Here is a 20819-nt window from a genome sequence, read left to right as displayed (position 1 = left end):
CCCGCAATCTCGAGATTCCGGGTTCGATGCTGCGCATCGCCCCGGAATGACGGAATAGAGTGCAGCAGGGGACAATCTCAACATGGCGTCCGGCAACAGACTGAGTCCGATCCCGCATCCGCCGACGAAGCCGGTGGTCGGCAACATGCTGTCGCTGGATTCGACCGCGCCGGTGCAGCATCTGGTGAAGCTCTCGAAAGAGCTCGGCCCGATCTTCTGGCTCGACATGATGGGCGCGCCGCTCGTGATCGTGTCCGGCCATGACCTGGTCGACGAGCTCTCCGACGAGAAACGGTTCGACAAGGCGGTGCGCGGCTCGCTGCGCCGCGTGCGCGCGGTCGGCGGCGACGGGCTGTTCACCGCCGACACCAAGGAGCCGAACTGGAGCAAGGCGCACAACATCCTGATGCAGCCGTTCGGCAACCGCGCCATGCAGTCGTACCATCCGAGCATGGTCGATATCGCCGAGCAGCTGGTCAAGAAATGGGAGCGCCTCAACGCCGACGAGGAGATCGAGGTCGTCCACGACATGACGGCGCTGACGCTCGACACCATCGGGCTGTGCGGCTTCGACTACCGCTTCAATTCGTTCTACCGCCGCGACTACCACCCGTTCGTGGAATCGCTGGTGCGCTCGCTCGAGACCATCATGATGACCCGCGGCCTGCCGCTCGAGGGTCTGTGGATGCAGAAGCGACGCAAGATGCTCGTCGACGACGTCGCCTTCATGAACAAGATGGTCGACGAGATCATCGCCGAACGGCGCGGCAATACTGCCGCGTCCGACGACAAGAAGGACATGCTGGCCGCGATGATGACCGGCGTCGATCGCGCCACCGGCGAGCAGCTCGACGACGTCAACATCCGCTACCAGATCAACACCTTCCTGATCGCCGGCCACGAGACCACCTCCGGCCTGCTGTCCTGCACGATCTATGCGCTGCTGAAGCATCCCGAGGTGCTGAAGAAGGCTTATGAGGAGGTCGATCGCGTCCTCGGTCCCGATCTCGATGCCAAGCCGACCTATCAGCAGGTGACGCAGCTCACCTACATCACCCAGTGCCTGAAGGAGGCGCTGCGGCTGTGGCCGCCGGCGCCGGCTTACGGCATCGCGCCGCTCAACGACGAGATGATCGGCGGCAAATACAAGCTGAAGAAGAACACCTTCATCACCGTGCTGGTGATGGCGCTGCACCGCGACCCCTCTGTCTGGGGCCCGAACCCCGATGTGTTTGATCCCGAGAATTTCAGCCGCGAGGCCGAAGCCAAGCGCCCGATCAACGCCTGGAAGCCGTTCGGCAATGGCCAGCGCGCCTGCATCGGCCGCGGCTTTGCCATGCACGAGGCGGCGCTGGCGATCGGGATGATCCTGCAGCGCTTCAAGCTGCTCGATGTGCATCGCTACCAGATGCATCTGAAGGAGACGCTGACGGTCAAGCCCGACGGCTTCAGGATCAAGGTGCGACCGCGCGACGACAGGGATCGCGGCGCGTTCGCCGGCGGCACGAACGCGGTTGCGGCCGCGCCGAAGGCGCCGCGCGCGCCGACCACGCGTCCCGGCCACAACACGCCGATGCTGGTGCTCTATGGCTCCAACCTCGGCTCGGCCGAGGAGCTGGCAACCCGCATGGCCGATCTCTCCGAAATCAACGGCTTCGCCACCCGGCTCGGCCCGCTGGACGATTATGTCGGCAAGCTGCCGGAAGAGGGTGGCGTGCTGATCATCTGCGCCTCCTATAATGGCGCCGCGCCCGACAACGCGACGCAATTCGTCAAATGGCTGGAGAGCGACCTGCCGAAGGACGCCTTCGCCAAGGTGCGCTACGCCGTGTTCGGCTGCGGCAACAGCGACTGGGCGGCGACCTATCAGTCGGTGCCACGCTTCATCGATGAGCAATTGACCAGGCACGGCGCACACGCAGTCTATCCGCGCGGCGAGGGCGATGCGCGCAGCGATCTCGACGGCCAGTTCCAGAAATGGTTTCCGGAGGCGGCCAAGGTCGCGACCAGGGAATTCGGCATCGACTGGAATTTCACCCGCACCGCCGAGGACGAGCCGCTCTACGCAATCGAGCCGGTGGCGCAGGGCGCGGTCAACACCATCGTGACGCAGGGCGGCGCGGTGCCGATGAAGGTGCTCGTCAACACCGAACTGCAGACCAAGGACGGCGCCCATCCGTCGGAGCGCTCGACCCGGCACATCGAGGTCGAGCTGCCGGCCAATCTGAAATACCGGGTCGGCGATCATCTCAGCGTGGTGCCGCGCAACGATCCGACCCTGGTCGATTCCGTCGCGCGCCGGTTCGGCTTCCTGCCCGCCGACCAGATCCGTCTCCAGGTCTCGGAAGGCCGCCGCGCGCAATTGCCGGTCGGCAACGCCGTGTCGGTCGGGCGGCTGCTCACCGAGTTCGTCGAGCTGCAGCAGGTCGCGACCCGCAAGCAGATCCAGATCATGGCCGAGCACACGCGTTGCCCGGTGACCAAGCCGAAGCTGATGGCCTATGTCTGCGACGACGATGCCTCGGCCGCGTATTACCGTGCCGAGGTGCTGGGAAAACGCAAATCGGTGTTCGACCTGCTCGAGGAATATCCGGCCTGCGAGCTGCCGTTCCACCTTTACCTTGAAATGCTGTCGCTGCTGGCGCCGCGCTATTACTCGATCTCGTCGTCGCCTGCGGGCGGAGCGCAGCGTTGCAGCGTCACTGTGGGCGTCGTCGAAGCGCCCGCGAACTCGGGCCGCGGCATCTACAAGGGGATCTGTTCCAACTATCTGGCGCGCCGCCGCGTCGGCGACGTCGTCCATGCCACGATCAAGGAAACCAAGGCGGGCTTCCGCCTGCCCGACGATAACGCGGTGCCGATCATCATGATCGGGCCGGGCACCGGCTTGGCCCCGTTCCGCGGCTTCCTGCAGGAGCGCGCCGCGCGCAAGGCGCAGGGCGCGACGCTCGGCCCTGCGATGCTGTTCTTCGGCTGCCGTCATCCCGAGCAGGATTTCATCTATGCGGATGAGCTGAAGGCATTCGCCGCCGACGGCATCAGTGAGCTCTTCACCGCGTTCTCGCGCGCCGATGGGCCGAAGACCTATGTGCAGCACCTCGTTGCTGCCCAGAAGGACCGGGTCTGGGAGCTGATCCAGAAGGGCGCGATCGTCTATGTCTGCGGCGACGGCGGCAAGATGGAGCCCGACGTCAAGGCAACCTTGATGTCGATCTACCGCGAGCGCACCGGCGTCGACACGGACGCCGCCGCGCGCTGGATCGAGGAGATGGGGACGAGGAACCGCTACGTGCTCGACGTGTGGGCGGGTGGGTAGTTTCCCGCCTTTGTAGCCCGGATGCAGCGAAGCGAAATCCGGGAGCGGTCGCTCCGCATTGAAAGAGACCCGGATTGCGCTGCGCTGCATCCGGGCTACGGCAGAGGTGCTGCCCTATGCTACAAGCCGCCGCATGATTCCCTGGGAAAAGATCGATACCGCGCGTATTCCCGGCACCGAAGGTGAATTGCGCCTGATGCGGCGAGGCCGCGAATTCTCGATCATGCTCGGCACCAACGAGCTGATGAACAGCCGCCTGTCGGGCTCGGAAGAGGCGCTGGCGACGCTTGCGGCGAAGAAGATCGAGAAGGTCGCAAAGCCGCATTTTCTGATCGGCGGCCTCGGCATGGGGTTCACGCTGCGGGCCGCGCTCAAAGTGCTCGGAGGCGAGGCGAAAATCACGGTGGCCGAACTGGTGCCGGCGGTGGTTGCCTGGGCGAGAGGCCCGATGGCGGAGATCTTCGGCGACAGCCTGAACGATCCGCGCGTCAGAATCCGGGAGGAAGACGTTGCCGGTGTCATCGAGCGCCACCCGCGCAGCTTCGATGCCATCCTCCTCGATGTCGATAACGGCCCCGAGGGCCTGACCCGCAAGGCCAATGATGCGCTGTACGATGTCGCCGGGCTCAAGCTCGCGCACACCGCATTGCGACATGGAGGGGTGCTCGCCGTCTGGTCGTCCGGGCCGAACGCAAAATTCCCGAAATCGCTGTCCCGGGCCGGGTTCGCGGTCAACGAGATCGCCGTCCGCGCCACCGGAAAAGGCCGCGGCGTCCGCCACGTGATCTGGATCGCGGCCAAGGACTAGAGCCTGATGAGATCAGGTTGAGCTGAAGCCGCGTCGAAAATTCACCTCTCCCTCGGGAGAGGTCGATTTTGCGCAGCAAATCGGGTGAGGGGTACGGTCCATCGAGAGAGCAAGAGCCCTCACCCGGATTGCACGCGACGATGCTTCGCATCGCCAGGTGCAATCCGACCTCTCCCCAATGGGGAGAGGTGAACCGAGACCGCGCCTAGCTCAGAACATCGTGTTGCTGTTCGCCGGATTTTCCGGAATGGGCTGCACCACGTCCCAATGCTCGACGATCTTGCCGTCCTCGAGCTTGAAGATATCGATGATCGCATTGCCACGGGTGCCGGGCTCGCGCACCGCATGGACATGCAGGATCACGTAGTCGCCGTCGACGAATGAGCGCTTGATCTCGCTGTGCGAGTTCGGAAATTTTTCACGCAGGAAGCCGATGAACTTGCGGAAGCCTTCGGGGCCGTCGGCCGCGCCGGGATTGTGCTGCACATAGCGGTTACCGACATAGGCGAGCGCCGCGTCGGCGTCCTTCTGGTTCAGTCCCTTCTCGTAGAACGCCAGCACCGCCTTGCGGTTGGCCTCCTGCTGCGCCTCGCCGGTGGCCGCCATGGCCGAGGACGACGCGAGCGCGAGGAGGAAAGCGGCGACGGCTGTCCGCGGCCGGAGAAGGGTCTTCATCTGGTTGCTCCCGGTGGCTGATGGTGCGCGAGCCGCGCGATGCATCGCGTTGTCTATCGCCTTCGGGCGGCCGCCGGAAGAACGCACCCCTGGCTCACATGGTTACCGGGAGATACCAGCCTCACGCCGCCTTCGCCGCAGCGCCATGCGCGTGCTTATCGATGGCGTCGATGATCTGCGGCCACATCGGAATCGGTAGTGCATGGCCCATACCCTCGATCATCAGGAGCTTCGCGCCCGGGATCGAGGCTGCGGTGTCCTTGCCGCCTTCGGGATGCACCAGCGGATCGACTGTGCCGTGGATCACCAGCGTCGGCGCCTTCACGCTGCGCAGCCGCTGCTTGCGGCTGCCGGAGGCCAAGATGGCGCGGAGCTGCCGACCGACGCCCTCCGGATTGAGGCCGCGCTCGAAGGTGCGGCGTGCGCGCTCGGCATCGAGCGCCTCGTCTTCGGGGAATGAGCCGTTGCGCAGCACCTTCCAGGTCTGGCCGTAGCGGACGAAGTATTCTTCCTTGCTCTTCGGCGGCGGCGCCATCAGCACCGCGGTCGCCTCGCGGGTCAGCCCCGGGATCTTCGGGTTGCCCGTGGTTGACATGATCGAGGTCAGCGAGCGCACGCGCTCGGGAAAGGTGATTGCAACCTCCTGCGCGATCATGCCGCCCATCGAGGCGCCGACCAGATGCGCCTTGCGGATGCCGAGCGCGTCCATCAGGCCGATCGTGTCCCGCGCCATGTCGGACAGCCGGTAGGGCGCCGCGACCGGGATCTTCAGGAAGCGCAGCTTGATGAGTTCAAGTGCGGTCAACCGCTTGCCGCCGCTCATTCGCGAGGACTTGCCGATATCCCTGTTGTCGAATCGGATCACGCGAAAACCGCGCGCGGCGAGCTGGCGGCAGAACGCGTCGTCCCAATGGATCATCTGGGCGCCGAGGCCCATGATCAGCAGCAGCGGCTCGGCATTGGCATCGCCAAAAACCTCGTAGCAGATGTCGATGCCGTTGGCCCGGGCGAGCTGCGGCGGCTGATGGGCGAGCGTGGTCACGGGCATCCCCTGCTGGTGTCGCGATCAAGAACCTGTATGCCACGGATTGACGCAGCGCAGAAGAGCATCGACGTCGCCGGGCGCGCCGCACTGTTGACCGATTACCGTCAACAGTGTCGTATGGCACAAACAAGTGGAAGCGCGGCAAGCGCCCGGAATTGGCGAGGAGGAACGCCGCATGGCCGACAAGGGCAACGACCCTGCCGTGATCTGGCAGACGATGATTGGCGAGATGGAGAAGGGGTTCAACTCCTTCGGCAACCAGCTGATGAGCTCGCCTGAATTTTCCAAGGTGATGAATCAGGCCGGTGGCGTCGCGGCCGGCGCGCAGAAGCAGCTCGGCGAGCTGATGGAGAAATATCTGCTGGCGATGAACCTGCCGAGCCGCGCCCAGCTCGTGGGCATGGCCGAACGCCTGCAATCGATGGAGAACCAGCTCAACGAGATCAAGACGCTGCTGCAGCAGGTGCATCACAATTCGCTGGCGCCGGACGACGGCCACGGCGCAACGCCACGGCCGCCGCGCACCAAACAGCCGCCAGCGGAGGGAGGCAGCAAATGAATGCTCCCACCGGATTTGACTTCGCCGCGATCTCGGAGCGCGTGCAGTCCGAGGTGCAGCGCGCGATCCAGCGCAGCATCAAGGGCGTCGAGTACTTCTCGTCCTCCGGACCGTCGCTCGGTGAGACGCCGAAGGACGTGCTGTACTCGCGCGGCACCATGAACCTCTATCACTACCGGCCGCAGGCCAGTGAGGTCTATCGCGTGCCGGTCTTGATCGTGATGGCGACCACCAACCGCGGCTACATCCTCGACCTGGTGCCGGGGCAGAGCTTCATCGAATTTCTGCTCAAGCGCGGCTTCGACGTCTACATGCTGGACTGGACCGCGCCGAAGCCCGAGGAGAAATCGCTGCGCATGGAGGACTACGTCCTCGACTTCATCCCGGAATCGGTGCGTCGGGTGCAGCAGGATTCCGGCGAGAAGGACGTCTCGGTGATCGGCTATTGCTTCGGCGGCGTGCTGTCGCTGCTCTATGGCGCGATCTTCAACGACGGCCCGATGAAGAATTTGATCTGCTTCACCACGCCGATCGACTTCCGCGAGATGAAGCTGTTCTCGAATTTCGCCGACCGCCGCTATTTCGACGTCGATCGCCTGATCGACAGCACCGGCAACATGCCGCCCGAGCTGATCCTGCAATCGTTCGACATGCTGCGGCCGGCCGCGCGCGTCGTCGGCCAGATCCAGCTCTGGGACAACATCTGGAACGACGAGTTCGTCAAGTCGTACCGGATGTTCGACCGCTGGGCGACCGACACGCTGCCGCTCGCCGGAGAGTATTTCCGCGCCATCACTAAGGACCTGATGTGGGACAACAAGCTCTACAACGACACCATGACGGTCGGCGGCCGGCCGGCCAGGCTTGCCGACATCAAGGTGCCGATCCTGCACGCGGTCGCCGAGCACGATCACATCGTGCCGTATGACGCGGCAAAGCATTTGATCACCAAGATCGGCTCCGAGGACAAGGAGGAGGTGATGCTGAAAGGCGGTCACGTCTCGCTGGTCGCCGGCGCCAATGCAATCAAGCGGCTGTGGCCGAAGCTGGACTCCTGGTTGGGCAAGAGGTCGACCTAAGACGGGTCGACTTGAGAGAGATCGACATGACCGAACAACGTTCCTATCCGCGCCACGTCAAGACCGAGGCCGGCGACATCGAGTTCCGCCTGATGAAGCGCGCCGACGAGGCCGCGGTACTGGCCTTCGCGCAGAAGCTGCCGACGCACGATCTGCTGTTCCTGCCGCGCAATATCAGCCAGCCGAAGGTGCTGTCGGCCTGGATCAACGAGATCGAGCGCGGCGACATCACGAGCCTGCTCGCGATCAAGGACGGCACGGTGGTCGGTTGCGGCACGCTGGTGCGCGACCCGCATTCCTGGTCGCCGCATGTCGGCGAGATCCCGGATGGTGGTGTCGCCAGACGTACGCGGGCAGGGCGTCGGCCGGGCGTTGTCGCAGGAGACGTTTGCTATTGCCCTCGGCGCCGGGCTGGAGAAGTTCTCGGTGCAGATGACCGTCGACCAGCGGGCGGCGATCACGCTGTTCGAAAGCCTCGGTTTCAAGGCGGAGGCGCTGCTGCGCGACCACGTCAGGGACGTTGAGGGCAAAACCCACGACATCGTCGTGCTCGGGCACAATGTGGCGCAGGTCCGGGCGCAGATGGAGGCGTATGGGCTGCCTGGAGCAGTCGGAGGTGTTTAAGCACCTCTGACTGCCGGTTCCGCGGGCAATTTGCCGGATATTCATGCTGTTCACGAGTTCGTGATATCGCGGTGCAACATCAATGTTGCGTCGCACCATAGGGCGTGCCATAACACCGCTGCCCCGGGCCAATCCGGACGGGGTGAGCCCATAGCTCAAACCTGAGGATGGAGAGAGACCCCAATGACCACTGAAACCAATTCCGTGCTGAACAGCGTCAAGGAAGCCTTCGCGCCCGTCACCGAGGCGTTCACCAAGCTCCAGAACCTGGAAGTTCCGGAAGCCGCCCGTGAGTTCGTGAAGAAGCAGGCTGAGGCCGCCAAGACCCGCGCTGCCGATGCCTATGCCGGTTCCGAGAAGGTGACCAACGTGATCGAGACCGCCGTTGCCGGTTCGGTGACCGAAGCCGCCAAGATCAGCCGCAACATCCAGCAGGCGATCTACCAGGACGCCGAGGCGTTCTTCGCCGGCATCGACAAGCTCGCTTCGGCCAAGTCGCTGAGCGAAGCCGCCCAGATCCAGTCGGACCTGGTCCGTGCGCGTGGCGAACTGTTCGTCTCGCGGGCGAAGGCGACGTCAGAGTATCTCGGCAAGCTCGTCACCGACGGTGCGAAGACCGCGCAGGACAACTTCGCCAAGGTCTACGGCAAGACCGCCTGATCGCGCTTGCACTGACCGACTGCCCTTTTCGAAGGCCCGCCATTTCGCGGGCCTTCTTTTTTACCTCCTCGAACGTCATCCTGAGGTGCGAGCGGAGCGAGCCTCGAAGGATGGCCGCGAGCGACGGTGCTTGTGGCCATCCTTCGAGGCGCGCAAAGTGCTCGCACCTCAGGATGACGACCGTGTGCGCGGCATCCAGTTAGGCTAGCGTTCAGTCGAAAGTCCCCATGACCCTTCCCGCCGTCCTCATCGCAACGCCCGTCGATGCCGAACGCGCCGCAGAGCTGCGGCGCGTGAAGTGGCTGGCGACCGGCGTGTTGGCGACAACGCTCATCGTCTTCATTGCGTCGAAGATTCTGCTGCCGGTGCATCCAGCCTTCGGCTTCATCGCCGCCTTTGCCGAGGCCGCGACCATCGGCGGTCTGGCCGATTGGTACGCCGTCGTTGCCCTGTTCAAGCGGCCGCTGGGGCTGCCAATCCCGCACACCGCGATCATCCAAAGCAATCAGGAACGCATCGCCGAGAAGCTGGGCGAATTCATCGAGAACAATTTCCTGGAGTCGGGGCCGGTCGAGGCCAAGCTGCGCGAGATCGATTTCGGCAGCTTCATCGCCGACTGGCTGCGCGACCGCAAACGCTCCGAGGACCTCGCCCGCTTCGTGCTGCGGATGTTGCCCGAAGCGTTCGCGGCGACCGAGAGCTCGGGCTTGATGCAGTTCATCAGCCGCCGCGTCACGACGCAGGTGCTCTCGATCGATCTCGCGCCGCTCGCGGCCGGCGCGCTGCGCGGCTTCGTGCAGGAGGGCAAGCACGGCGGGCTGCTCGACGATCTGCTCCGCGTGCTGCACCAGACGCTGACGCAGCAGGAGACCATGGCGGTGATCCGCGACAAGGTCCGCGCCGAGATGCCGACGCTCCTGCGGCTCTATCGTGCGGACAAGTTCGTGGTGAACCGGATCATCGCCTCGGCGACGAAATTCTTCGAGGAGGTGCGCAACGATCCGCAGCATCCGTTCCGCGGCGAGTTCGACCGCATGCTGCTGTCGTTCGTCGACCGGCTCGGCAGCGACAAGGCATTCGCCGATCGGATCGACGGGCTCAAGCGCGACCTGCTGGCGCGGCCGGAGCTCGCCAATCTCGGGCGGACCATCTGGGCCAACGTCAAGGACTTCATCGAGCGCAGCGCGTCGGGCGAGTCGCAGGTGTTGCAGCATCAGCTGGCCCGCATGTTCGTCGAGGCCGGCGATGCGCTCGACGGCGATGCGGACCTGCGCAGCGAAATCAATCAGGGGCTGGTCGCGATCCTGCGCACGGTCGTTGCCGAACAGAAGAGCGGCGTCTCGAGCTTCATCGCCGACCAGATGAAGAGCTGGGACATGGAGCAGTTGATCTCGCTCATCGAGGTCAATGTCGGCAAGGACCTGCAATACATCCGCTTCAACGGCTCGCTGATCGGCGGGCTTGCCGGCCTTGCGCTTTACACGCTGGAATATGCGCTGCGCCTGCTGTGACCGATTGGGCACGGCGACCACATTAGTTGTGGCAAGTGTGACCTGGACCGCTTGCACGAAAGTGATCGGTTCCCTAGCTTTTCATGATCGTTTGTTGCGTTGCGGAACGATTCCGCCGGGTTTGCGTCAACCCTATTGACTCACCTGATGATCCCCTTGCCGGCCGCCACGACGGCGCCGGAACAGGAGTTGAAATGTCCGTTGCTGCGCAGACGCTACGCGCGCCGTCCAGGACGCTAATGTTTCTGGAAGGCCGCGCCATTCACGAGCTCGGTGCCTTCCTTGGTGCATTGCCGCTGCTGTCTCTCGCGCCGCGCGGCGATGGGCATCCGGTGCTGGTGCTACCCGGACTAATCGCCTCCGACATGTCGACGCGCCCGCTGCGCGACTTCCTGGGGAGCAAGGGCTACGCGGTCAGCGGCTGGCGCCAGGGCCGCAATCTCGGGCTGCGCGCCGGCGTGCAGGACGGGATGGTCGACCTGCTGCAGGAGATGAATGAGACGACCGGTCGCAAGGTCTCGGTGGTCGGCTGGAGCCTCGGCGGCCTCTATGCGCGCCAGCTCGCCAAGATGATGCCGGAGCGCGTGCGCCAGGTGATCACGCTGGGCAGCCCGTTTGCCGCCGGCCCGAAATCGACCAATGCCTGGCGTGTCTACGAGATGGCCAGCGGCCGCCGCGCCGATGAGGAGGATTCCCGCTTCGGCGGCTCGCTCGCCAGCGCGCCGCCGGTGCCGACCACCGCGATCTTCAGCCGCACCGACGGCGTCTGCGCCTGGCAGGGCTGCCGCGAGCAGTCCTCGTCGATGACCGACAGCATCGAGGTCGAGAGCAGCCATTGCGGCATGGGCCATCACCCCGCCGTGGTCTACGCGGTCGCCGATCGCCTCGCCCAGAAGGAAGGCGAGTGGGCGCCGTTCGACCGCAGCGGCTGGCGCAGCCTGGTCTATCCGGATCCCAACCGCTGACTTTGTTTGCCTCGCCCCGCCTGCGGGGAGAGGCCGGAACGCATGAAGCGAAGCGCAATGCGATCCGGGTGAGGGGGCTCTCCACGAGTCGTTTCTTACCGTTCTTGCGGAGGCAACCCCTCACCCCAACCCTCTCCCCGCAAGAGCGGGGCGAGGGAGAAGCCAGAGCGGCGACATTGTCGTTCCTCGACAAAACGCGCTATGCGTTGCGGCATGCCGCAGCCGCTTGCCCGCATCGTCGATCAGCTGAAGCGCGAGCCGTCACGCACCGGCTCGATCATCATCACCGTATTCGGCGACTCGATCGTGCCGCGCGGCGGCGCGGTGTGGCTCGGCACGCTGCTCGAATTCTTCAAATCGCTCGACATCGACGGCAATGTGGTGCGCACCGCGATGTCGCGGCTGGCGGCCGACGGCTGGCTCGAGCGCAGCAAGGTCGGCCGCAACAGCTTCTATCGGCTGAATGCCAAGGGCCGGCATACCTTCGACACCGCGACGCGGCACATCTACGATCCGCCGCCGTCGGACTGGACCGGCCGCTTCGAGCTGCTGCTGATCGGCAATGCCGAAGACCGCGACGCCGCGCGCGAGGCGCTGAAGAATGCCGGCTTCGGCAGCCCGCTGCCCGGCGTGTGGGTCGCGCCTTCGGGCGTGCCGATCCCCGATGAGGCGTCGCGCGCAATCCGTCTCGAAGTCTCTGCGGAAGATGACAGCGGACGCCGGCTGCTCAGCGAAAGCTGGCCAATCGGTCGCACCGCGGATGCCTATCTGAAGTTCATCAAGACGTTCGAGCCGCTGCACGGCTGGATCATGCGTGGCGAGAGACTGAGCGACGCCGACGCCTTCACGGCGCGGATTCTATTGATCCATCACTATCGCCGGGTCGTGCTGCGCGATCCGCTGCTGCCGTATCAGCTATTGCCGAAGGATTGGCCGGGCAGGGCGGCGCGTAAACTCTGCGGCGAGATCTATCGCGGGCTGCTTCCGCCGTCGGAACAATGGCTTGACGACCACGCAACCAACGAGGACGGGCCGCTGCCGAAGCCCAACGGGGCGGTGGCGCGGCGCTTCGAGGGTGTCTGAACATATTACAAAAACGTCTTGCATTTCAAAATTTGTGTTATATATTCCCGCCTAACAACGCACTGGGAGGTCGGCCATGTATACGCAGGCGCTCAACTCATCCGACGGCGACGATCGCGGCGTCGAGGATGCTGCCCGTGCCAGTCAGTTCCAGGCCCGCATCGATGCCGACGAGCGCATCGAGCCGAACGACTGGATGCCTGCGGCCTACCGCAAGACGCTGACGCGGCAGATTTCCCAGCACGCCCATTCCGAAATCGTCGGCATGCTGCCCGAGGGCAACTGGATCACCCGCGCGCCGTCGCTGCGCCGCAAGGCCGCGCTGCTCGCCAAGGTGCAGGACGAATGCGGCCACGGCCTCTATCTCTACGCCGCCGCCGAGACGCTCGGCACCTCGCGCGAGGAGCTGGTCGACGCGATGCTGGCGGGCAAGGCGAAATATTCCTCGATCTTCAATTATCCGACGCTGACCTGGGCCGACATCGGCGCCATCGGCTGGCTGGTCGACGGCGCCGCGATCATGAACCAGATCCCGCTGTGCCGCTGCTCCTACGGCCCCTATGCACGCGCGATGATCCGCGTCTGCAAGGAGGAGTCGTTCCACCAGCGCCAGGGTTTTGAGATCATGGTGACGCTGTGCCGCGGCACGGCTGAACAGAAGGCAATGGCGCAGAACGCGCTCGATCGCTGGTGGTGGCCGGTGCTGATGATGTTCGGGCCGCCCGACCAGGTCAGCCAGCACAGCGACACCTCGACCAAGTGGAAGATCAAGCGCTTCTCCAACGACGAGCTGCGCCAGAAATTCATCGACGCCACCGTGCCGCAGGCCGAGTTCCTCGGGCTCACGATTCCCGATCCCGGCATGAAGCAGAACGAGAACGGCAATTGGGTGCACAGCCCGATCGACTGGGACGAATTCAAGCAGGTGCTGGCCGGCAACGGCCCCTGCAACCGCGATCGCCTCGCCGCGCGCCGCAAGGCGCATGAGGAAGGCGCCTGGGTGCGCGAGGCCGCGATGGCCTATGCCGAGAAGCGCAAGCGCCGCCAGCTCGCGCAAGCCGCCGAATAAGGGAGCGCTGGAGATGGCCACGCCGAACGTTCCGCTCTGGGAAGTCTTCATCCGCAGCCGCAACGGGCTTGCGCACAAGCATGTCGGCTCGCTGCACGCAGCCGACTCGACGCTCGCACTGCAGGCCGCGCGCGACATCTACACCCGTCGCGGCGAGGGGCTGTCGATCTGGGTGGTGCCGTCGAATGCGATCACCGCGTCGGATCCGTCGGAGAAGGGCATGATGTTCGAGCCGGCGGAATCCAAGATTTACCGCCATCCGACGTTTTACGACGTTCCCGACGAAGTCGGGCATATGTGAATTTTCATCCGTCATGGTGAGGAGGCGCGTTAGCGCCGTCTCGAACCATGACGCCCAGATCGTGATCGCAGCTCATCCTTCGAGACGCCTGCTGCGCAGGCTCCTCAGGATGACGTCGAGCAAGTGGATGCAGGTGGATTAGAGAACATGGCGACCGCCAACATCGAAGTCTCCGAAACGCCGCTGGTGCTCTACGCGCTGCGCCGCGCCGACGATGCGCTGATCCTCGGCCACCGGCTGTCCGAATGGTGCGGCCATGCGCCGGCGCTGGAAGAGGACATGGCGCTCGCCAATATGGGGCTCGACCTGCTCGGCCAGGCCCGCGAGCTCTACACCTATGCGGCCAAGGTCGAAGACCGCGGCAACGACGAGGACAAGTTCGCCTATCTGCGCGACGTCAGGCAGTACCGCAATCTGCTGCTGGTCGAGCAGCCGAACGGCGACTTTGCCCGCACCATGGTGCGGCAATTCTTTTACGCGGCGTTCGCCGATCTCTACTGGCGCGCGATGATGGCATCCTTCGATCCGACGCTTGCGGCGATCGCGGCGAAGTCGGAGAAGGAGAGCGCCTATCATGTCAGGCATTCGTCGGAATGGATCGTCCGCCTCGGCGACGGCACCGCGGAGAGCCATCGCCGCGGGCAGAATGCGATCGACGACCTCTGGGCCTATACCGGCGAGATGTTCGCGGTCGACGACGGCGAGCGCGGCCTGATCGACGCCGGCATCGCGATCGATCCGGCGGCGCTCAAGTCGCGCTGGCTGAAGACCGTGACCGGCATCGTCAACGAGGCGACGCTGGCGTTGCCGAACAGCGACTGGATGCAGCAGGGCGGCCGCGTCGGCAGCCATAGCGAGCATCTCGGCCATCTGCTCAGTGAGCTGCAATCGATGCAGCGGACCTTTCCGGGGGCCACATGGTGACCGCCGCGCTCGGCGATGCCGATCTGCGCCAACGCGCCTGGCGCGCGGCTGCGCAAGTGGTCGATCCTGAAATCCCCGTGCTGACCATCGCCGATCTCGGCGTGCTGCGCGACGTCGCGGTCCGCGACGGCCATGTCGAGGTCGCGATCACGCCGACCTATTCCGGCTGCCCCGCGATGAACATGATCGCGCTCGAGATCGAGCTCGCGCTGGAGCGGGAGGGCATTCACCGGCCGAAGGTCCGCACCGTGCTGTCGCCGGCCTGGACCACCGACTGGATGAGCGAGGACGGCCGCCGCAAGCTCCGGGAATACGGCATCGCGCCGCCGCTGCCGGGCTCCTCGCGCCGCGCGCTGTTCGGCGAGCAACAGGTGGCGTGCCCGCGATGTGGCTCCAGCGATACCGAGCTTCTGTCCGAATTCGGCTCGACCTCCTGCAAGGCGCTGTGGCGTTGCAAGAGCTGCCGCGAACCCTTCGATTACTTCAAGTGTCATTGACCATGTCGACCCCACGCTTTCACCGTCTGTCCGTCAGCGACCTGCGCCGCGAGGCGTCGGACGCGATCTCGATGACCTTCGCGATCCCCGACGATTTGCAGGACGACTACCGCTTCACGCCCGGCCAGTATCTGACCTTGCGCACCACGATGGACGGCGAGGAGGTGCGCCGCTCCTATTCGATCTGCTCCGGCCCGGACGACGGCGAGCTGCGCATCGCGGTGAAGAAGGTCGACGGCGGCGCGTTCTCGAACTGGGCCGCGGACGAGCTGAAGGCCGGCGACGAGCTCGACGTGATGACGCCGACCGGCCGCTTCGGCGTCGCGCACGCACCCAGCGAGGCGCGGACCTATGTCGGCTTCGCCGCCGGCAGCGGCATCACGCCGATCCTTTCGATCATCAAGGGCGTGCTGGCGCGTGAGCCGACTAGCCGGTTCTTCCTGTTCTACGGCAACCGCTCGACCGAAGGCGTCATGTTCCGCGAGGCGCTGGAGGAATTGAAGGACCGCTTCATGCAGCGGCTGTCGGTGTTTCACGTCATCTCGGGCGAGGAGCAGGACATCCCGATCCTGCACGGCCGGCTCAACGGCGACAAGGTGCGGGTGCTGCTGCGCTCGCTGGTGCCGGCCGCAACCGTCGATCACGTCTTCATCTGCGGCCCGGCCGCGATGAGCGAGACCATCGAGGCGACCTGCCGCGAGATCGGCATCGCCGGCGAGCGCATCCATGTCGAACGCTTCGTCTCGGAATTCGGCGGCAAGCCACGCCCGAAAATCGTCGTTGCCGCCGGCGCGCCGCCGAAGGCGATCGCCGGACTGATCATCGACGGCAAGCGCCGCGAGGTCCCGGTGGCCGACGGCGAGTCGATCCTCGACGCCGCGCTGCGCGCCGGCATGGACCTGCCGTTCGCCTGCAAGGGCGGCATGTGCTCGACCTGCCGCGCCAAGCTGGTCGAGGGCGAGGCGCCGATGGACCTGAACTATTCGCTGGAGCCGTGGGAGCTGAAGGCGGGGTTCATCCTCACCTGCCAGGCCAAGCCGTGCTCGGAGAAGGTCGTGGTCGATTACGATCATGTTTGATTGTTCATCGTCATTCCGGGATGGTCCGAAGGACCAGACCCGGAATCTCGAGATTCCGGGTTCGATGCTTCGCATCGCCCCGGAATGACGGGAGTAGTGTTGACGGCTCGTGCGCCGCACTGAAGAGTTGACACCAAGAGGCCCGTCGCAACGGGCCCGTGCACAGGGAGTTCGACGTGAATGTGAAGGCCACGCTATTGCCCGAGGACTTGGCGCCGGAAGATCTGGCCCGCGCCTGCGCGGACGCGATGTGGAAGGAAGACGACGCCAGCAAGGGCCTCGGCATGGAGCTCATTGAGATCAAGCCCGGGCAGGCGACGATGGCGATGACCGTGCAGCCGCACATGGTCAACGGCCAGCGCATCTGCCATGGCGGCTACATCTTCACGCTCGCCGATTCCGCCTTCGCCTTTGCCTGCAACAGCCATAACGATCGCGCGGTGGCGGCGCAGGGCAACATCACGTTCATCCGGCCCGGCAAGCTCGGCGACCGGCTGGTCGCGACCGCGCGCGAGATCTCGCGCAGCGGTCGCTCCGGAATTTACGACGTGCGGGTCACCGCCGGCGACAGCGTGATCGCCGAATTCCGCGGACATTCGCGGGTGATACAAGGCAGCTGGCTGCCGGATACGGACATCAAGGCATAAGGCTTCAGGGGAAACGTCGATGGCAACGGCAAAGCTCAAGGTCAGGGATGGCGGCTATCACGCCGAGCTCGATGCGGCTGAACGCGCCTCGCGCGACGAGATCATGGCGTTGCAGACCAGGCGGCTCGCCTGGTCGCTCAAGCATGCCTATGACAATGTTGCGCACTACAAGAAGTCGTTCGACGCCGCCGGCGTGCACCCCTCAGACTTCAAGCAGCTTTCCGACCTCGCCAAATTTCCCTTCACGGTGAAGACCGACTTGCGCGACAATTACCCCTTCAACATGTTCGCGGTGCCGCGCGAGCAGCTGGTGCGGGTCCATGCTTCCTCGGGCACGACAGGCAAGCCGATCGTGGTCGGCTACACCAAAGCCGATATCGACACCTGGGCGGACGTGATGGCGCGCTCGATCCGCGCCGCCGGCGGCCGCACCGGCATGCTGATGCACAATGCCTATGGCTATGGCCTGTTCACCGGCGGCCTCGGCGCGCATTACGGTGCCGAACGGCTCGGCTGCACCGTGATCCCGATCTCCGGCGGCATGACCGAGCGCCAGGTGCAGCTGATCAACGATTTCAAGCCCGACATCATCACGGTGACGCCGAGCTACATGCTGGCGATCCTCGACGAGTTCAAGCGGCAGGGCCTCGACCCGCGCAAATCGTCGCTCAAGTTCGGCATCTTCGGCGCCGAGCCCTGGACCAACGCGATGCGCATCGAGATCGAGCAGGCCTTCGACATGGACGCCACCGACATCTACGGCCTGTCGGAGGTGATCGGCCCCGGCGTCGCCCAGGAATGCGTGGAGACCAAGGATGGCCTGCACATCTGGGAGGATCACTTCTATCCGGAGGTGATCGATCCCTTGACGGGCAAGGTGCTTGCCGACGGCGAGAAGGGCGAACTGGTGTTCACCTCGCTGACCAAGGAAGGTTTTCCGATCATCCGCTATCGCACCCGCGACCTGACGCGGCTGTTGCCCGGCACCGCGCGGCCCGGCATGCGGCGTATGGAGAAGGTGACCGGTCGCTCCGACGACATGATCATCCTGCGCGGCGTCAACGTGTTCCCGACCCAGATCGAGGAAGCGCTGCTGGCGACCGACTGGTGCGGCGGTCATTTTGTCATCGAGCTGACCCGCGAGGGCCGCATGGACGAGATGACCGTGCTCGCCGAAGCCCGGCCCGAGAGCTGGGATGGCGAGGGGCTGACCGCGCATGCCGAGAAGCTCTCCTCCTTCATCAAGAACACCATCGGCATCTCGACCCGAATCCGCGTCGTCGCGCCCGAAACGCTGGAGCGTTCACTCGGCAAGGCGAAACGGGTTTACGACAAGCGGCCGAAAGCCTAGCCTTGCGCCGACATCAAGAGGGCGCAGGGTACGATGACACATTCGACTGAGACGACCGCCGCGGAGATCGTGGCCGATATCCACGACAAGAGGGTCACGGCGCTCAGCGTCGTCGCGGCGGCGCTCGATCGTGCCGAGCGGCTCAAGCACCTCAACGCCTTCATCGTGCTGAACCGCGACGGCGCGCTGGCCGCGGCGCGTGAGGTCGATGCCGGTAAGCGCACCGGCGCGCTGGCCGGGCTTCCCATCGTCGTCAAGGACAACATCAACACGTCGGACCTGCCGACATCGGGCGGCACGCCGGCGCTGCAGCACGCGCGACCCAAGCGCAACGCGCCGTCGCTGCAAAAGCTGCTCGACGCCGGCGTCGTCGTTGTCGGCAAGACCAATCTGCACGAGCTCGCCTTCGGCATCACCAGCACCAATCTCGCGCCGTTCGCCGGGCCGGTGCGCAATCCCTACGACACCAGCCGGATCCCCGGCGGGTCGTCGGGCGGAACGTCGGCGGCGATCGCCGCGCGGATCACCACCTGCGGCCTCGGTTCGGACACCGGCGGCTCGACCCGCGTGCCCGCCGCGCTGACCGGGACCGTGGGCCTGCGCCCCTCCGTCGGCAATGGCGGCGCCGAGCGGCGCTATCACGACGACAACCAGGTGGTTCCGATCAGCCATACCCGCGACACCGTCGGTCCGATGGGCCGCACGGTCGCCGATGTCGCGCTGCTCGACGCCGTGATATCGGGCACGCCGCAGGCCGCGGCAATTCCGCTGCGCGGCGTACGGCTCGGCATTCCCGCCTGCTTCTGGGGCGGCCTCGATCGCGATGTCGAGGCCGTTGCCCGCGCAGCCTGCGCCGCGCTCACGGCGGCTGGTGCGGTGCTGGTCGATGTCGATATGCCCGACCTGTTCGAGCAGAACGGCAAGGTGTCGTTCGTGGTCGCGCTGCATGAGCCGATCGCCGACATCCCGGCCTGGCTTGCTGCCTCCGGGATCGAAGGAATCACGCTTGCCGATATCGCCGCCAAGGTCGCCAGCCCCGACGTCGTGGGCGCGTTCGGCGCCATCACCACAGACGCGTTCGGCGCCGCCTATGACGATGCGATCAAGGTGCAACGGCCGGCGCTGCAGGCGATCTACGCGGCGTATTTCCGGGACAACAGGCTGGATGCCATCCTGTTTCCGACCACGATCGCGCCTGCACCCGTGATCGACGAGAAGACCGGCTCCGGCGAGATGTCGGTCAATGGCGGCGCACCGGCGCCGACCTTCGGCACCATGATCCGCAACACCGATCCCGGCAGCAATGCCGGCTTGCCCGGGCTGTCGCTCTATGCCGGCATGACGCCCGGCGGCCTGCCGGTCGGGCTCGAGCTTGACGGTCGCGTCGGCAGCGATGCCAGGCTGCTCGGGCTTGGCCTGTCGATCGAGGCGATCCTGGGCACGGCCCCACCGCCGAAGCTCTGAGCAGGCCTTCAACAAGCCCCTTGAATTGGTCGGTCAGTCGATTAGTCATGGCCTGAGGCCACCCGGCCGCCACGATCCATGCGCTTTGCGGCGCGCTTCATGACCAGGACTGGACTGCTGATGCCGCCGGCCTCGCAAACAAACCGTCATCCCGTTGATGCCCGCTGCGTCCGCCTGCTGGCGAAAGCAGAGAACGCGGCGGCGGTGGCGCCGGTGGTCGAGACCCACGTCCTTTCGCGCGGCGACAATGACATCCTGATCGAAGTGAAGGCCGCCGCGGTCAATCCGTCCGACGTCAAGGCCGCGACCGGGTTGATGCCCTATGCCGTATTCCCGCGCACCTCCGGCCGCGACTATGCGGGCATTGTGATCGACGGCCCGTCGGGCCTGATCGGGCGCGAGGTGTTCGGTTCGTCCGGAGACCTCGGCATCCGCCGCGACGGCACCCATGCCACGCATCTCGTGGTCGAGGCCGCTGCCGTGGTGGAAAAGCCCGCCGGCATGTCCTGGAACGAAGCCGCCGGAATCGGCGTGCCCTTTGTCACCGCGATGGAAGGCCTGCGCCGCGCCGGTCTGCCGAAACCGGGCGAGACCGTGCTCGTGATGGGCGTCAACGGCAAGGTCGGCCAGGCCGCGGCGCAGATCGCGAGCTGGCACGGCGCGCGCGTGATCGGCGTGGTGCGCAAGAGCGAGCCCTATGAGGGCCACAGCAATGCGCCGGTCGAGGTGATCGATGCCTCCGCCGTCGATGTGGCTGCACGCGTGCGCGAGCTGACCGGCGGCAAGGGCGCCGACATCGTCTACAACACGGTCGGCGATCCCTATTTCCAGGCCGCGCACAAGTCGCTGGCGTTGCGCGGGCGGCAGATTCTGATCGCGGCGGTCGACCGCATCGTGCAGTTCAACATCCTCGAATTCTATCGCGGCCAGCACACCTATGTCGGCATCGACACGCTGGCGCTGTCGTCGGTTGCGACCGGCGAGGTGCTGCGCGAGCTCGCGCCGGGCTTTGCCGGCGGACATCTGAAGCCGTTTCCGATCCAGCCGAGCGCCATCTATCCGCTGGAACGGGCCAAGGCCGCGTTCGTTGCCGTGGCAGGCTCGTCGCGCGACCGCGTGATTTTGCGGCCATGATGACGGGACAAACTAAAGCATGATGAGA

General features: G+C 65.3%; 19 protein-coding genes and 1 pseudogene. 18 read left to right on the top strand and 2 right to left on the bottom strand.

The annotated features are described in order from the left end of the window. The first annotated feature begins 82 nt into the window (after positions 1-82). Together ACVIW0_RS25910 and ACVIW0_RS25905 are read left to right on the top strand one after the other, a co-directional pair. Positions 83-3316 carry a bifunctional cytochrome P450/NADPH--P450 reductase gene (locus tag ACVIW0_RS25910; RefSeq protein ID WP_461354920.1) on the top strand — a complete coding sequence of 1078 codons (3234 nt, stop codon included), beginning with the start codon at positions 83-85 and terminating at the stop codon, positions 3314-3316. Positions 3317-3449: 133 nt separating this feature from the next. After that, on the top strand, positions 3450-4124 hold the full coding sequence (locus ACVIW0_RS25905) for a spermidine synthase (RefSeq protein ID WP_461354919.1): 675 nt from the start codon (positions 3450-3452) through the stop codon (positions 4122-4124). 210 nt (positions 4125-4334) lie between these two features. Here ACVIW0_RS25905 and ACVIW0_RS25900 read toward each other — a convergent pair whose 3' ends face one another. Then, positions 4335-4730, bottom strand: a complete 396-nt coding sequence (locus ACVIW0_RS25900; protein WP_461357424.1) for a nuclear transport factor 2 family protein — start codon at positions 4728-4730, stop codon at positions 4335-4337. 190 nt (positions 4731-4920) lie between these two features. Then, positions 4921-5847, bottom strand: a complete 927-nt coding sequence (locus ACVIW0_RS25895) for an alpha/beta fold hydrolase (RefSeq protein WP_461354918.1) — start codon at positions 5845-5847, stop codon at positions 4921-4923. A 172-nt stretch (positions 5848-6019) separates the two neighbouring features. Here ACVIW0_RS25895 and ACVIW0_RS25890 point away from each other — a divergent pair, with 172 nt between their 5' ends. The 16 genes and pseudogenes from ACVIW0_RS25890 to ACVIW0_RS25815 all read left to right on the top strand — a co-directional run bounded on the left by ACVIW0_RS25890 (position 6020) and on the right by ACVIW0_RS25815 (position 20791). Then, positions 6020-6403, top strand: a complete 384-nt coding sequence (locus tag ACVIW0_RS25890; RefSeq protein WP_016842898.1) for a hypothetical protein — start codon at positions 6020-6022, stop codon at positions 6401-6403. Beyond that, complete coding sequence (locus ACVIW0_RS25885) at positions 6400-7482, top strand: PHA/PHB synthase family protein (RefSeq protein WP_461354917.1); 1083 nt, start codon at positions 6400-6402, stop codon at positions 7480-7482. The genes ACVIW0_RS25890 and ACVIW0_RS25885 overlap by 4 nt, the downstream gene beginning before the upstream one ends. Before the next feature lie 26 nt (positions 7483-7508). After that, positions 7509-8106, top strand: a pseudogene (locus ACVIW0_RS25880) (GNAT family N-acetyltransferase). Between the two features lie 183 nt (positions 8107-8289). After that, positions 8290-8766 carry a phasin gene (locus ACVIW0_RS25875; protein ID WP_050420022.1) on the top strand — a complete coding sequence of 159 codons (477 nt, stop codon included), beginning with the start codon at positions 8290-8292 and terminating at the stop codon, positions 8764-8766. A 227-nt stretch (positions 8767-8993) separates the two neighbouring features. After that, complete coding sequence (locus ACVIW0_RS25870) at positions 8994-10277, top strand: DUF445 domain-containing protein (RefSeq protein ID WP_461354916.1); 1284 nt, start codon at positions 8994-8996, stop codon at positions 10275-10277. Positions 10278-10471: 194 nt separating this feature from the next. Further along, a complete protein-coding gene (locus ACVIW0_RS25865; RefSeq protein ID WP_461354915.1) occupies positions 10472-11242 on the top strand; it encodes an esterase/lipase family protein in 771 nt (256 codons plus the stop codon). Positions 11243-11455: 213 nt separating this feature from the next. Beyond that, positions 11456-12325 carry a phenylacetic acid degradation operon negative regulatory protein PaaX gene (paaX, locus tag ACVIW0_RS25860; protein ID WP_461354914.1) on the top strand — a complete coding sequence of 290 codons (870 nt, stop codon included), beginning with the start codon at positions 11456-11458 and terminating at the stop codon, positions 12323-12325. A 76-nt stretch (positions 12326-12401) separates the two neighbouring features. Continuing rightward, positions 12402-13394: a 1,2-phenylacetyl-CoA epoxidase subunit PaaA gene (paaA, locus tag ACVIW0_RS25855; RefSeq protein WP_461354913.1), complete on the top strand. Its 993-nt coding sequence runs from the start codon at positions 12402-12404 to the stop codon at positions 13392-13394. Between the two features lie 13 nt (positions 13395-13407). Next, a complete protein-coding gene (gene paaB, locus ACVIW0_RS25850) occupies positions 13408-13695 on the top strand; it encodes a 1,2-phenylacetyl-CoA epoxidase subunit PaaB (RefSeq protein ID WP_024579339.1) in 288 nt (95 codons plus the stop codon). 147 nt (positions 13696-13842) lie between these two features. Beyond that, a complete protein-coding gene (gene paaC / locus ACVIW0_RS25845) occupies positions 13843-14619 on the top strand; it encodes a 1,2-phenylacetyl-CoA epoxidase subunit PaaC (protein WP_461354912.1) in 777 nt (258 codons plus the stop codon). Next, on the top strand, positions 14613-15116 hold the full coding sequence (gene paaD, locus ACVIW0_RS25840; protein ID WP_461354911.1) for a 1,2-phenylacetyl-CoA epoxidase subunit PaaD: 504 nt from the start codon (positions 14613-14615) through the stop codon (positions 15114-15116). The genes paaC and paaD overlap by 7 nt, the downstream gene beginning before the upstream one ends. Before the next feature lie 2 nt (positions 15117-15118). Then, positions 15119-16195: a 1,2-phenylacetyl-CoA epoxidase subunit PaaE gene (gene paaE / locus ACVIW0_RS25835; RefSeq protein WP_461354910.1), complete on the top strand. Its 1077-nt coding sequence runs from the start codon at positions 15119-15121 to the stop codon at positions 16193-16195. Between the two features lie 176 nt (positions 16196-16371). Beyond that, positions 16372-16842 (top strand): hydroxyphenylacetyl-CoA thioesterase PaaI, encoded by a 471-nt coding sequence (gene paaI / locus ACVIW0_RS25830; RefSeq protein WP_461354909.1) that lies wholly within the window; start codon positions 16372-16374, stop codon positions 16840-16842. 19 nt (positions 16843-16861) lie between these two features. Beyond that, on the top strand, positions 16862-18193 hold the full coding sequence (gene paaK / locus ACVIW0_RS25825; RefSeq protein ID WP_461354908.1) for a phenylacetate--CoA ligase PaaK: 1332 nt from the start codon (positions 16862-16864) through the stop codon (positions 18191-18193). A 33-nt stretch (positions 18194-18226) separates the two neighbouring features. Continuing rightward, complete coding sequence (iaaH, locus tag ACVIW0_RS25820; RefSeq protein WP_461354907.1) at positions 18227-19657, top strand: indoleacetamide hydrolase; 1431 nt, start codon at positions 18227-18229, stop codon at positions 19655-19657. A 99-nt stretch (positions 19658-19756) separates the two neighbouring features. Further along, entirely contained in the window at positions 19757-20791 is a 1035-nt protein-coding gene (locus tag ACVIW0_RS25815) for a quinone oxidoreductase family protein (RefSeq protein WP_461354906.1), read from the top strand. Positions 20792-20819 lie beyond the last annotated feature (28 nt).

It is taken from the genome of Bradyrhizobium sp. USDA 4454 (genome assembly GCF_054822705.1).
Note: the sequence above shows the minus strand (reverse complement) of the source record. Positions and strands in the feature narration are given on the sequence as shown.

What these genes read in the sequence shown, in the direction of transcription:
- ACVIW0_RS25910 (WP_461354920.1), top strand. Translation starts at nt 83, where the DNA reads ATGGCGTCCGGCAACAGACTGAGTCCGATCCCGCATCCGCCGACGAAG.
- ACVIW0_RS25905 (WP_461354919.1), top strand. Translation starts at nt 3,450, where the DNA reads ATGATTCCCTGGGAAAAGATCGATACCGCGCGTATTCCCGGCACCGAA.
- ACVIW0_RS25900 (WP_461357424.1), bottom strand. Translation starts at nt 4,730, where the DNA reads ATGGCGGCCACCGGCGAGGCGCAGCAGGAGGCCAACCGCAAGGCGGTG.
- ACVIW0_RS25895 (WP_461354918.1), bottom strand. Translation starts at nt 5,847, where the DNA reads ATGCCCGTGACCACGCTCGCCCATCAGCCGCCGCAGCTCGCCCGGGCC.
- ACVIW0_RS25890 (WP_016842898.1), top strand. Translation starts at nt 6,020, where the DNA reads ATGGCCGACAAGGGCAACGACCCTGCCGTGATCTGGCAGACGATGATT.
- ACVIW0_RS25885 (WP_461354917.1), top strand. Translation starts at nt 6,400, where the DNA reads ATGAATGCTCCCACCGGATTTGACTTCGCCGCGATCTCGGAGCGCGTG.
- ACVIW0_RS25875 (WP_050420022.1), top strand. Translation starts at nt 8,290, where the DNA reads ATGACCACTGAAACCAATTCCGTGCTGAACAGCGTCAAGGAAGCCTTC.
- ACVIW0_RS25870 (WP_461354916.1), top strand. Translation starts at nt 8,994, where the DNA reads ATGACCCTTCCCGCCGTCCTCATCGCAACGCCCGTCGATGCCGAACGC.
- ACVIW0_RS25865 (WP_461354915.1), top strand. Translation starts at nt 10,472, where the DNA reads ATGTCCGTTGCTGCGCAGACGCTACGCGCGCCGTCCAGGACGCTAATG.
- paaX (WP_461354914.1), top strand. Translation starts at nt 11,456, where the DNA reads ATGCCGCAGCCGCTTGCCCGCATCGTCGATCAGCTGAAGCGCGAGCCG.
- paaA (WP_461354913.1), top strand. Translation starts at nt 12,402, where the DNA reads ATGTATACGCAGGCGCTCAACTCATCCGACGGCGACGATCGCGGCGTC.
- paaB (WP_024579339.1), top strand. Translation starts at nt 13,408, where the DNA reads ATGGCCACGCCGAACGTTCCGCTCTGGGAAGTCTTCATCCGCAGCCGC.
- paaC (WP_461354912.1), top strand. Translation starts at nt 13,843, where the DNA reads ATGGCGACCGCCAACATCGAAGTCTCCGAAACGCCGCTGGTGCTCTAC.
- paaD (WP_461354911.1), top strand. Translation starts at nt 14,613, where the DNA reads ATGGTGACCGCCGCGCTCGGCGATGCCGATCTGCGCCAACGCGCCTGG.
- paaE (WP_461354910.1), top strand. Translation starts at nt 15,119, where the DNA reads ATGTCGACCCCACGCTTTCACCGTCTGTCCGTCAGCGACCTGCGCCGC.
- paaK (WP_461354908.1), top strand. Translation starts at nt 16,862, where the DNA reads ATGGCAACGGCAAAGCTCAAGGTCAGGGATGGCGGCTATCACGCCGAG.
- iaaH (WP_461354907.1), top strand. Translation starts at nt 18,227, where the DNA reads ATGACACATTCGACTGAGACGACCGCCGCGGAGATCGTGGCCGATATC.
- ACVIW0_RS25815 (WP_461354906.1), top strand. Translation starts at nt 19,757, where the DNA reads ATGACCAGGACTGGACTGCTGATGCCGCCGGCCTCGCAAACAAACCGT.